Source organism: Acidimicrobiia bacterium (assembly GCA_036396535.1).
In the GTDB taxonomy this organism is placed as follows: Bacteria; Actinomycetota; Acidimicrobiia; order Spongiisociales; family UBA5794; genus DASWKR01.
The window spans coordinates 159,623-171,869 of sequence record DASWKR010000065.1; the positions used below are offsets into that span (position 1 = coordinate 159,623).

At 68.3% G+C, this 12,247-nt stretch carries 11 protein-coding genes; 9 read left to right on the top strand and 2 right to left on the bottom strand.

All coding sequences use genetic code 11. The features are described from left to right. Nucleotides 1-102: 102 nt before the first annotated feature. A complete protein-coding gene (locus VGC47_12385; protein ID HEX9856103.1) occupies nt 103-492 on the bottom strand; it encodes a rhodanese-like domain-containing protein in 390 nt (129 codons plus the stop codon). A gap of 162 nt (nt 493-654) precedes the next feature. Here VGC47_12385 and VGC47_12390 point away from each other — a divergent pair, with 162 nt between their 5' ends. The 9 genes from VGC47_12390 (at nt 655) to VGC47_12430 (ending at nt 10,536) form a co-directional block, all read left to right on the top strand. Beyond that, nucleotides 655-2,061, top strand: a complete 1,407-nt coding sequence (locus tag VGC47_12390; GenBank protein ID HEX9856104.1) for a response regulator — start codon at nt 655-657, stop codon at nt 2,059-2,061. Between the two features lie 5 nt (nt 2,062-2,066). Then, nucleotides 2,067-3,092, top strand: a complete 1,026-nt coding sequence (locus VGC47_12395) for a HEAT repeat domain-containing protein (GenBank protein ID HEX9856105.1) — start codon at nt 2,067-2,069, stop codon at nt 3,090-3,092. Further along, a complete protein-coding gene (locus VGC47_12400) occupies nt 3,089-4,570 on the top strand; it encodes a glycosyltransferase (GenBank protein HEX9856106.1) in 1,482 nt (493 codons plus the stop codon). Before VGC47_12395 ends, VGC47_12400 begins: the two co-directional genes overlap by 4 nt. A 93-nt stretch (nt 4,571-4,663) precedes the next feature. Further along, nucleotides 4,664-5,050, top strand: coding sequence for a RidA family protein (locus VGC47_12405; GenBank protein HEX9856107.1), 387 nt, complete (start codon nt 4,664-4,666; stop codon nt 5,048-5,050). Nucleotides 5,051-5,136: 86 nt separating this feature from the next. Further along, nucleotides 5,137-5,403, top strand: a complete 267-nt coding sequence (rpsO, locus tag VGC47_12410; GenBank protein HEX9856108.1) for a 30S ribosomal protein S15 — start codon at nt 5,137-5,139, stop codon at nt 5,401-5,403. Between the two features lie 151 nt (nt 5,404-5,554). Further along, complete coding sequence (locus tag VGC47_12415; protein ID HEX9856109.1) at nt 5,555-7,975, top strand: polyribonucleotide nucleotidyltransferase; 2,421 nt, start codon at nt 5,555-5,557, stop codon at nt 7,973-7,975. 105 nt (nt 7,976-8,080) lie between these two features. Beyond that, nucleotides 8,081-8,320 (top strand): DUF6458 family protein, encoded by a 240-nt coding sequence (locus VGC47_12420; GenBank protein HEX9856110.1) that lies wholly within the window; start codon nt 8,081-8,083, stop codon nt 8,318-8,320. A 172-nt stretch (nt 8,321-8,492) separates the two neighbouring features. After that, nucleotides 8,493-9,116, top strand: a complete 624-nt coding sequence (locus VGC47_12425) for a hypothetical protein (protein HEX9856111.1) — start codon at nt 8,493-8,495, stop codon at nt 9,114-9,116. Further along, nucleotides 9,049-10,536 carry a DNA polymerase Y family protein gene (locus tag VGC47_12430; GenBank protein HEX9856112.1) on the top strand — a complete coding sequence of 496 codons (1,488 nt, stop codon included), beginning with the start codon at nt 9,049-9,051 and terminating at the stop codon, nt 10,534-10,536. Before VGC47_12425 ends, VGC47_12430 begins: the two co-directional genes overlap by 68 nt. Here VGC47_12430 and VGC47_12435 read toward each other — a convergent pair whose 3' ends face one another. After that, nucleotides 10,537-11,280, bottom strand: a complete 744-nt coding sequence (locus tag VGC47_12435; GenBank protein HEX9856113.1) for a lysophospholipid acyltransferase family protein — start codon at nt 11,278-11,280, stop codon at nt 10,537-10,539. It abuts the gene before it with no gap. Nucleotides 11,281-12,247: the final 967 nt, after the last annotated feature.

Genomic DNA, 12,247 nt, shown 5'->3' on the forward strand with positions numbered 1-12,247 from the left:
CGGGGTGAGGCGCCTTCACCTGTCGGATGCGGGGTGAGGCGCCCTCACCCGTCCGATGCGGGGTGAGGCGCCCTCACCTGTCGGATGCGGGGTGAGGCGCCCTCACCCGTCCGATGCGGGGTGAGGGCGGTCACCCGCCGGGTTGATGACATGGCGGGTAAACGGCGTCGCCTCGATGGGCAGGCCCGCCGCGGCCCAGGCGACGATGCCACCCGCCATGTTGACGAGATTGCTCAGGCCGAGCCGGGTGGCCAGGGCGCCAACGACGGCGTGGGAGCGCACCCCCGTGCGGCAGTAGACGACGACCGGTCCGTCGCGCGGTAGGTCGCCGTGCCAGTCGCCGATCGTCGACATGGGCATCCACTGCGCGCCCGGGATCCTCGCCTCGGCCCACTCGGGCGCCTCGCGGACGTCGACGAGGGGGGCCCCGCCCCCAACGAGGTCGTGTGCCTCGGTTGGGAGCACGTTCTTGACGAGGGCTTCGGGCTCCACCTGCGGGATCGTAGCGAGGGACCTCTCCGAACCATCCTCAACCGGGCGCCCCGGCAGCCGATACATCTTGGAGATGTTGCGTCGAACTCGTCGCGGCGAGACGCGATCGGCTCGGGCGGGCGAGACGGCGCGGGCCCGAGTGCTCTATTGGATGGTTGTCACTTGAACGAGCTGATCCAGATGTACCGCGAGGCGATTCGCGACGAGACGGTCGCCCTCGATGAGCTCGTTGCCCGGATCCCAACCGATCCCGCCGCGGCCGAGGGGATCAAGGACATCGCCCACCGGCTCAAGGGGTCGGGGTCGAGCTACGGCTTCCCCGAGATCACGGCGCGCGCCATGAACGTGCTCGCAACGCCGGATGCCGGCATCGTCGGCGTGACCGGCGAGCTACTCGAGGTACTCCGCCTCGTCGCGCAGGGAGGGAGCCTCGAGAAGCGACGCGTCCTGGTCGTCGAGGACGACAGGCTCATCAGGATGCTCCTCATGAAGTCGCTCACAGACGACAAGCTCGACGTGCTGGAGGCCGGGACGCTCGCAGAGGCCAGGCAGATCATCGGTGCGGATGTCGTAGACGTGCTGCTGCTCGACCTGTTCCTCCCGGACGGTGACGGCCGCCGGATCCTCGTCGAACTGCGGTCGAGCGACGCCTATGCCGGCCTTCCCATCGTGGTCCTCTCGGGCAGCGACTCGGGTGATGTGCGAGCCGAGTGCCTCGCTCTCGGCGCCGACGGCTACGTCGAGAAGCCATGCGATCCCGTGGTGCTGCGGTCCCTCGTCGACTCGCTCGTCACGGTTGCCCACGGAGACTCGCCGGTCCCGCAGCGACGAGCCGCGCTGGCCCACTTCCTCGCAGCTGCGGGGCGACCGGACGTTCCGGCGACGGTCGCAGTCGTCCAGGCAAAGCACCTTCCCGACGATCCGCTGCTCGTCGAGCTCGCCAGCAGGCTCGGAGCCGCCGATCACGTCGCCCGGTGGAGCGATGGCGAGCTCATCGTGGTGATGGAGAGCGTGGCGGCCGCCGACGCCATGTACCGACTCGACGAGGTGCTCGGGAGGGCGGCCGACCTCGAGACCGCCCGGGCAGCCGTGGTGGATGTCCACGACGTCGCCGAGCTCCCCGAGGCGATCGATCGCGCCTCCCGTGCGATGAGGACGAGTGTTCGCCGCGTGGCGCTCGCCGGCGGGCCTGCCAAGGAGGACGTTCGCATCCTCGTCGCAGACGACGACGACCTCACGGCCGGGCTCGTCGTGCACCGGCTCGAGCGCGAGGGTTATCGGGTGGAGCGCTCCTCGGATGGCCGGGAAGCCTTCCGGATGGCGACGACCGACGACTACTCGCTCGTGATCCTCGACGTGAAGATGCCGCGCATCGGAGGGTTCGAGCTCCTCGAGCGCATCAGGGAGCTTCCCCAGTACCACGAGACCCCGATCGTGATGCTGACCGCCATCGGTAGCGAGAAAGACGTGGTGCGAGGGTTCAACCTCGGAGCGAGCGACTACATCGTCAAGCCGTTCTCGCCGACCGAGCTGACGGCGAGGGTCCAGCGGCTCCTCCTCGAGGACTGACCGCCGTGCCGGCCCTCGTGCTCGCCTCGATGGTCACCCTGGTCGCCCTCATCGCCCCATTCGCCGTGATGCTCACGTTCCTGCGAACGAGGAACAATCTCAGGTCCACGCGGTGGGCGCGCCTCGAGGCGGCGTGGAATCCACGCATCATGGGCCTGGTCTCGGGGGAGGCGACCGCCGAGGAGCTCGTGCCGCTGGCCCGCCGGCGCGACCGGCGCTTCATCCTGGCGATCGCGGCGCGCTTCGCCTCCCGACTCGCCGGCAAGGACAGGGACGTCGTCGAAGACTTCGCCAGGACGCTGATCCCGACGCTGCTGCGGGACCTGGGGTCGCGCCGTCCCGAGGTGCGCGCCCGGGCCGTGAAGACGATCGCGCTGCTCAGCTTCGACGACCACGTCGGCGAGGTGCTGGTGGCGCTCGACGACGACTCGCCGCTCGTGGGCATGGTCGCCGCACGAGCTCTCGCCAGGCACGGCGGAGCTACCTTCATCTCGGACGTCCTCTCCCACCTGCATCGCTTCGCCGAGTGGAATCCGGAGTTCGTCTCGACGATGCTGGCGTCCGTCGGCCACGGCGTCGCCCCACCGATGCGCAGGATGCTGCTCGACCCGGGCCAGCATCCGCTGGTGCGCAGGGTGATCGCCGACGCTCTCCGCCTCCTTCCCGACCCGGTTGCGGGTGACGGGGCCGCCTGGGTGCTGTCCGGGTCGGAAGAGCGCGAGCTACAGGCCGCATGCCTTCGCCTGCTCGCCGTCGTCGGCAGGCCGGATCACGTGTGGGCGATCGAGCCGTACCTCCACCATCCCGACTTCGCTCTGAGGGCACACGCCGTCACGGCATTCGGACAAACCGCCCTTCCCCGTCACCTCCCCGCCGTCGAGTCGCTCCTCGACGATCCGTCGCCGTGGGTGGCCCTGCGGGCCGCAGAGGCCCTGGCCATCGCAGGCGAGCTCGGCATGCTCGAGGAACGGGCATCGCTCGAAGGGCCGGCGGGGACCCTGGCCCGCGAGGTCTTGGAGCTGGCTGTATGAGCCCTGAAGCGTTCGTCCGGTATACCAGCCTGCTCATCGTCATGTACATCGTCGCCCTCAACCTCGTGTACCTGGCGCTCACCGTCGTCGCATTCGGAGGGCTCCGAAAGTACGTCGCCCGGCTCAAGTCGCTCGACATCCAGGATCTCCTCTACTCGGCCGGCACGATCCCCATGGCGATCCTCGTGCCCGCCTACAACGAAGAAGCAACGATCGTCGCCTCGGTGCGATCGTTCCTCACCCTCAACTATCCCGACTACGAGGTCGTGATCGTCAACGACGGTTCGAACGACGCAACGCTGCAGAGCCTCGTCGACGCCTTCGATCTGGCGCCTGCCGACCGGCTGCCGACGAGCACGGTGGCGACTGCCGTGGTCCGCGCCGTCTATCACGGCAGCACCCACCCGAACCTCTGGGTGATCGACAAGGAGAACGGCGGCAAGGCCGACGCCCTGAATGTCGGCCTCAACTACTCGAGGAGCCCGGTGTTCTGCGCCCTCGACGCGGACACGATCCTCGAGTCGGAGGCCTTGCTGCGCGTCGTCCGGCCGTTCCTCGAGGACACCACGACGATCGCGGCCGGCGGCATCATCCGGATCGCCAACGGGTGCAGGATCGACGGGGGAGTAGTCGAGGAGATCATGGTCCCTGCCAAGACCCTCCCGCGCCTCCAAGTCGTCGAATACCTGCGGGCGTTCCTGGCGGCCCGGGTCGGCTGGGACGCCGTCGGGGGGACGCTCATCATCTCAGGTGCCTTCGGAGCCTTTCGTCGTTCGCTGGTTGCCGAGATCGGCGGCTACTCGCCCGAAACCGTCGGCGAGGACATGGAGCTGGTCGTCCGCCTTCACAGACATTGCCGCGAGCGGCAGATCCCGTACCGGGTCGCCTTCCTGGCCGACCCGGTGGCGTGGACCGAAGCGCCGGAGTCGCTGACCGTGCTCGGCAGCCAGCGGGAGCGGTGGCAGCGCGGGCTCGCCCAGGTGCTGATGAAGCACCGCGACATGATCCTCCGGCCGAAATACGGCACGCCCGGGATGGTTTCCATGCCGTACTTCGTGCTGTTCGAGCTGATGGGGCCACTCATGGAGATCCTCGGCTACGCGACGATCGCGCTCGCCGCGATGCTCGGGATCATCTCGCCGATCTACCTGCTCGCCTTCGTGATCCTCGGGATCTCGTTCGGAACGCTCCTCTCCCTCTCGGCGCTGGCCCTCGAGGAGCTGTCCTTCCGGCGATACCGACGGGGCGGCGACCTCGTCAGGCTGTTCTTCATCTCGATCCTCGACGGGATCGGGTTCCGCCAGCTCGTCAGCTACTGGCGGGTCAAGGGCATGGTGAGGGCATTGCGCACCAGGCGGGCCACACGATGGGACGCCATCCCGCGGAAGGGGTTCGGGGACCCCGCCTCCGGGCCGAGCGCCCGGTCGGCGGGGGCCGGCTCGGCTCCGGCGGACAGGCGGGTCGCCGCCTCCCGCTGAAGGACCCTCGACCGATCTCGGGGAGGCGCCACGCTCCCTCCCTGCGGCCGCGCCTGGAGCAGGTCCAGGGACACCGCCTACTCTCACGGCCCGATGAGACGAAGCGTCGGATCCGGGTCCCGCTGGGAGGAGGCGTACGGCTACTCCCGGGCCGTTCGGGTCGGCTCCGTCATCAAGGTCTCCGGCACGCTCGCCGTGGCCAGGCTCGGTGAGGAGACGGTCGACGGTGCGTACGAGCAGATGCTGCGGTGCGGTGAGATCACGCTCGACGCCGTCACCAGGCTCGGCGGCTCCGTCACCGATGTCGTGAGGACTCGGATGTTCATCACGGACCCGGCCGATGCAGACGACGTCGGCAGAGCCCATGCCGCGCTGTTCGCAGACGTCCGGCCGGCAGCGACGATGGTCGTGGTCGCTGCGCTCGTCGAGCCGGCGTACAAGGTCGAGTTGGAGCTCGAGGCGATCGTCGACACCGCCTGAGTGCCCGCCGAGCCGTGGCCTACGCGGCGGCGTGCTATCATCAGAGTTCGGACGGTCGTCCGCGCACGTCTATCCCACTTCGAGGAATCGATCGCGTGAAAGACGCCAAGACCATCACAGCAGAGCACGGCCAGCATGCCACAGACACCGGTTCGCCCGAGGTCCAGGTGGCGCTGCTGACCGAGCGGATCAACCATCTCACCGAGCACCTGAGGGTCCACAAGAAGGACCACCACAGCCGGCGAGGGCTGCTGATGCTGGTCGGAAAGCGCAGACGACTACTCGCATACCTCCGCAACCAGGACGTCGAGCGATACCGATCGCTCATCGCCAAGCTGGGACTACGGAGATAGCTGGAAAACGGGAGGCGGCCCGGAGTCGCCTTCCTCGCACGCTGAGGGCGACGCCTCAGTTGTCAGTGGCCGGCTCTCGGCTCCAAGCGGCCGATGGCCGACCACTGCCAATTGAGCGAATCTCCCTCAGCAACCACAAGAGGAGAGACGCGTGGCAGAAACCACCGTACGCGGTCACATAGGCGACCGCGAGTTCAGTCTTTCGACGGGCAAGCTGGCGCTGCTCGCCGATGGAGCAGTCGTGGCGAAGATCGGGGGCACCGAGGTGCTCACCACCGCCACCGCCGCCAGGTCGGTGCGCGAGGGAGTCGACTTCTTCCCGCTCACCGTCGATGTCGAAGAGCGCATGTACGCCGTCGGTCGTATCCCGGGCTCGTTCTTCCGTAGGGAGGGAAGGGCAACCGAGAAGGCGACGCTGACGGCGAGGCTCATCGACAGGCCGCTGCGGCCGTCGTTCGCAGACGGGTTCCGTTGCGAAACCCACATCGTGGCGACCGTCATATCGGCCGATCTCGTCAACTCATACGACGTCCTCGCCCTCAACGGCGCCTCGGCGGCGTTGACGGTCAGCGCCATCCCATTCCAGGGCCCGATCGCCGCCGTTCGGCTCGCCCTCAAGGACGGCGAGTGGATCCCGTTCCCCACGTTCGAGGAGCTCGAGGCATCGGTGTTCGACCTCGTCGTTGCCGGCAAGCGCAACGCCGCCGGCGACATCGACATCGCCATGGTCGAGGCCGGTGCCACCGAGCACGGCCATCGCCACGTCCAGTCGGGGCAGGCCGCCAGCGACGAGGCTGAGCTGGCCCGCGGCTTCGAGGAGGCCAAGCGCCACCTGGCGACCATCATCGAGATGCAGCACGAGCTGCGCCGCCAGACCGGGGAGCCGGAGCCGGTCGACTTCCCAGTGGTGCACGAGTACAGCGAGGAGACGCTGGCTCGGGTCGACGCCATCGCCCGCACGAAGCTCGTGAAGATGGGCACGATCGTCGACAAGCAGCAGAGGCTCGAAGCCGAGGCGTCGATCGCAGAGGAGGTGCTCGCCGAGCTCGGCCTCCCCGAGGACGACGCCGCCTCGATTGCCGAAGCGAAGGGGGCGTATCGCAGCGTCAGGAAGGCGGTCATGCGCCGCAGGGTGGTGGACGACGGAGTCCGACTCGACGGCAGGGGGCTCACGGACATCCGGCCTCTCGAGATCGAGGTCGGTCTCGTGCCGGAGGCGCACGGTTCGGGCCTGTTCCAACGAGGCGAGACGCAGGTCCTCAACGTGACGACGCTCGGCATGATGCGGATGGAGCAGATGCTCGACACGATCTCGGTCGAGGAGTCGAAGCGATTCATGCACCACTACAACATGCCGCCGTTCGCCACGGGCGAGACCGGGTTCATGCGCGGACCGAAGCGGCGCGAGATCGGCCACGGCGCCCTCGCCGAGAAGGCGCTCCTGCCGGTCATCCCGACGACGGACGTCTTCCCATATGCCTTCCGCCTCGTCTCCGAGGTCCTGATGTCGAACGGGTCGAGCTCGATGGCGTCGGTGTGCGGGTCCTCGCTGTCTCTCATGGACGCAGGCGTGCCGATAGCGGCTCCGGTTGCCGGCATCGCCATGGGCCTCATCGCCGATGACGGGAAATACGTGACCCTCACTGACATCCTCGGTGCCGAGGATGCCCTCGGCGACATGGACTTCAAGGTTGCCGGAACCCGCGACATGGTCACGGCGCTGCAGCTCGACACAAAGATCGAGTCGCTCCCCACCGAGGTCCTCGTCGCCGCCATGGACCAGGCGAGGACGGCGCGCCTCGCCATACTCGACGCCATGGCCGAGGTCATCGCCGAGCCGCGCTCCGAGCTGGCCCCGACGGCACCGAAGATCGAGGCGATCGAGATCCCGAAGGATCGAATCGGCGAGGTGATCGGGCCGAAGGGCAAGGTCATTCGTGAGCTCGAGGAGGAGACCGGCGCCACGATCGAGATCGACGACGACGGCATCGTGCGTGTCGGCGCCGCCAACACGGCCGCGTTGCAGCTCGCCAAGGAGCGCATCCTGGCCATCGGCTTCCCGCCGATCGCCGAGGTCGGCAAGGACTACGAGGGCGAGGTCGTCAACATCACCAAGTTCGGCGCTTTCGTCAACATCCTTCCCGGCAGGGACGGTCTGCTCCACATCTCGAAGATGGGTGGAGGCAAGCGGGTGAACCAGGTCGAGGATGTGCTGTCACTCGGCGACAAGGTCCAGGTGGTCGTGCGGGAGATCGACGATCGCGGCAAGGTGAGCCTCGACCTCGCAGAGGGGTTCGAGCTCGCCGTCCCCGAGTCCGCCCATGGTGGCTCCGGTGACGGTGGCCGCGACGCCGGCCGCGACGGCGGCCGCGACGCCGGCCGCGACGGCGGCCGTGACCGCGAGCGGCGTGATCGGGGGAGTCGCAGCAGCCGTGACGGTGGCCGTGAGGGCAGCCGTGAGGGCAGCCACGATCGTGACCGGGGTCGTGACCGCCAACCCGAGCGGCAGCAGTCCGATCGCCCTGCGAGGACGATGGTCTCGTTCGAGGACGAGTTCGAGTCGGGCACTTGAGGGTCCGGTGATCGAACCAGAAGGGGCCCCGTGATGGGGCCCCTTCTGGTTTACCGGCCCAACCGACCGGGTAGTGCCTCGTCAACGCCGAGAAGGAGGCGAATGATGGCCGTACTGGGACTCTTGCTCATCGCGATCGGTGCCATATTGGCTTTCGGGATCAATGTCCTCGTTGACGAGGTCGACTTGGTCGCCATAGGGGTCATCCTGATGGGTGTGGGTGCCGTCGGCTTCGTCGCAGGAATGCTGCGGAGCGCTTTCGGTTTCCGTACGCACACCGAGCGGGCCGTGAGCGCGGATGGCAGGCACGTCATCGAGGAGCATCACAGCTCGACAAGCGTGTGATGCCGGCTTGACGGATCGAGGGGTCCCGGGACGTCCGGGGCCCCTTCTACGCGTCCCCTTGTGTATCGAACATGTGTTCGATACAGTGTCTTTCCCCAGAGGGCAGCCAGCACGCCTCTGGGTATGAAGACGTGTCGTTCTGTTGTCGGGGTTAGTGATCTTGGGGCCAGCATTGACGCCAGAGCATGTGACGTCATCGGGGGATGTCGTTGCCCTCCTCTCGCTCGAGCCGGGACGGGTGACCGGCCTCGTCGGGAGCCCAGGGCTCGGCCTCACGAAGCTCGGTCTCGCTCTGCTCGCCTCGAGGACCGGGCTCGTCGCATGCCTCGACGTGCGCGGCTGGCTGTCACCGGTGGCGGCTTGGGAGAGCGGCATCGACCCCGACCGGCTCGTCATCGCCCGTTGCGGCGATCCCGTCAGGTGGGGGAGGGCCGCGGCGACTCTCCTCGAAGGAGTCGATGCGCTGTATGCCGAGGTTCCCCGCGGGGTGAAGGACCCGCAGATCCGCAAACTCGTGGCCCTGGCCAGGGCCAGGGATGCTCCCGTCGTCTTGCGGCCGGTGCGTGGGGACCTCCCGCCCGGTCTCGTGCACCTACGCCTCGAGGCACGAGAAGTGATCTGGGAAGGGACGGACTCCGGGCACGGCAGGCTCGGGCGCAGGAGGATCGCTCTCGAGGCGTCCGGCAAAGCGGTGCGAGGGATGACGCGGCGTATCGAGGTGGAGGACGATGGAACGAACGCTCTGCGTCTGGTATCCGGACTGGCCACTCAGGAGATCGGGCGTCACGCAGTATGAGCCTGCTCAGGCCGTAGACCAGGACAATCGAGTCGTTGCCCTCAACCATACGGCCACGGCTGCAGGAGTCCTTCCCGGCATGCGCAGAAGGGAGGCAGAGGCTGTCTGCCCAGCGATCGTGACCATCGTCTGTGATCCGGGCGCAGATGCCGCCGCCTTCGAACCCGTGGCCATTGCGATCGAGTCCGTGGTCCCTCGCATCGAGATCTCCTCCCCTGGGCTCGTCCATGCCGCAGTGACGGGGGCGATGCGATATTTCGGGGGTGAGACCGAGCTCGTCGAGCGGATCGTCGAGGAGTTGGAGGCGGTCGGGGCGCTCGGCTACAGAATCGGGCTCGCCTCCGGACCGTTCGCCGCCGGGATCGCCGCCTCGCAAGCGACGGAGGACGCCCCGATCCATGTCGTCGCAGACGATGCCGCCTTCGTGGCATCGCTGGATGTCACCGCCCTGGGCAAGGAGGACCTCGCGGCCGTGTTTCGCTGGCTGGGGATCACGACGCTCGGTGCGCTGGCAGCCCTGCCGCGCCAGGCGGTCGTCTCGCGATTCGGTCCCGAAGGCCTCGAAGCCCACCGGCTGGCTCGTGGGGAGGATCGTGCCACCCATGCCAGAGTCATCCATCCCGATCTCGCCGTGGAGGAGCGGTTCGCTCCTCCACTCGAGAACCTCGAGCAGGCGGCATTCGTCTCCAGGGCCATGGCGCACCGTCTCCTCGGCGAGCTCGCCGCTCAGGGAGCTGCCCCGCACCGGGTCGAGGTCGAGGCGGAGGCGGCAGATGGCGAGACCAGGGTCCGGGTGTGGCGCAACGTGGACCCGTTCGACGAGGAGACGTTGTCGGAGCGAGTCCGCTGGCAGCTGCGGGCTTGGCTCGATTCCGAGCAGATGCGAAGCGGTCGGGGCATACGAGGTGGCCTGGTCCGGCTGCGGATCGCCCCTCGGGACGTTTCGGACAGGGGACGTCAGCTGGCGTTGCAGGAGGACGCTCGATCAGCAGCGGAGGCCCATCGCGCCCTCATCCAGACGCAGGCGATCGTCGGAGTCGACGACCTGCTCCAGGCGCGGCCGCAGGGAGGGAGGCACCCCGCTGAACGGGTGTCGTGGCATCGCTGGGGAGAGCCGGCGCCGAGCCCGGTTCGCGAGGCGGATGCCCCCTGGCCGGGCTCCGTGCCATCGCCTGCGCCGGCTCTGGTGCCTCCCGAGGCGCAGACTCTCGAGGTCGAGTGGGACGACGGGATGCCTGCCAGGGTTCGTCTCGGGTCGCGGTGGGTTCCCGTCCTCTCGTGGGCGGGACCGTGGCGTGAGGTTGGGCGCTGGTGGGAAGGCGATGCCGCCTCCGACCGCTATCAGATCGTCACCTCGGCAGGGGCATTCCTCTGCACCGTCCGGGACGGCGTCACATACTTGACAGGCATCTACGACTGATCACGGGGCCGTCAGCCTGGCCGCCGCGTATGTCGCAGCGATGACGGCTTGGGCACGGTCGCGGACGGTGTCGAGGTCGGCGAGCGTCAACCCGGCAGTCGGTATCGGCTCGTGGACCACGGAGCGCACCGCGCCGGGGAAGATCACCTTCCGTCCGGGCGCCCACACCTCCCAGGTGCCCGAGATCGTCACCGGCACCACCGTGAGCTGGTTGGCGATCGCAATGCGGAATGCACCCTTCTTGAACGGCTGCAGCATTCCCTCGTCGCTGCGCGTCCCCTCCGGGAAGATGATGAGCGAGTGTCCTCGCGCCTTGGCGGCTGCCACACCCTCGTTCACCGTCGTGTGGACCGAGCTCCCGGCCTGGCGGTCGACCTTGACCATCCCGATGTGGTGCATCGCCGTCGAAACGAGCGGGATGCGGTACACCTCCTTCTTGGCGAGGTACCTGATGGGGACGGGGGCCGTGAGGAACATCACCGGGATGTCGAAGTTGGAGAGATGGTTGGCCACGAAGACGTACTGGCCTGCCGGGTCGATCCGATCGCGTCCCTCGATCTCGAGGTCGACCCCGCCGACGAACAGGAAAGACCTGCTCCACCAGCGGATGATGCGATCGATGAGCGGCGTGTCCCGCTTCACGATGGCGACGACGACGACGATTCCTGCCAGGGCGATGGTGAACACCAGGAAGAGCGGCACCGAGATCGCGGTCCTCACCGCGGCGACGAGGGTCTTCCACATCGCTGAGTAGCGTAGCCAGCCACCCTTTCCACGCAGTCTCCCGCTTTGCGGGGGACCGGATTCACCCTGCTTGACCTCTCCTTGCTCGGTGTGGCACTAGTCAGGTCGAGCAGGGTGAACAAAGCGGCGAAGGCCGAGTCGAGGGGGTGGTTGCGGCGGGGCCCCCTCGGCTCGGTCCCTGGCGGGACGCTCGCCAATCCCCCGGGGACCGGGGGATTGCGTTGGGGGTGGTTGCGGCGGCGGGTGGGCTTCGCGCGTCGGGCGTCTCACGGACGAGCACCTTCTTACGCAGTCTCCCGCTTTGCGGGGGACCGACGAGTGCCGAAGGCCGAGTCGAGGGGGTGGCTGCGGCGGGGCCCCCTCGGCTCGGTCCCTGGCGGGACGCTCGCCGATCCCCCGGGGGACCGGGGGATTGCGTATGAGGGGGTGGCTGCGGCGGCGGGTGGTCCTCGCTCGCCCCGGGGCCGCCCTGCCCCACGGTCGAGCACTCCTTCTGACCCGTCTCCCGCTCTTTCCGCGCAGTCTCCCGCTATGCGGGGGAGCGGATTCACCCTGCTTGACCTTTCCTTGCTCGGTGTGGCACTAGTCAGGTCGAGCAGGGTGAACAAAGCGGCGAAGGCCGAGTCAAGCGGGTGGTTGCGGCGGGGCCCCCTCGGCTCGGTCCCTGGCGGGACGCTCTGTTCACCCTGTTTGGCCTGACGGGGTACCACGCCGAGGACCGGAGGCCAAGCAGGGTGAACCAATCCCCCGGGGACCGGGGGATTGCGTAAGTGGCCGAGCCGGTCGGAGGCGGCGGGTGGTCCTCGCTCGCCCCGGCCACCCTGCGCCAGAACGCGACTCCCTCCTGTGCGCTCCGCCCGAGCTCCCGGCGGCTACTCGACAGCCGGACCGACGAAACCGTCGAGCGGCAGCGAGTCACCGTCGAGGGGGACGCGCCACGCCCTGCCGGTCCTGGGGTCGAGGACGA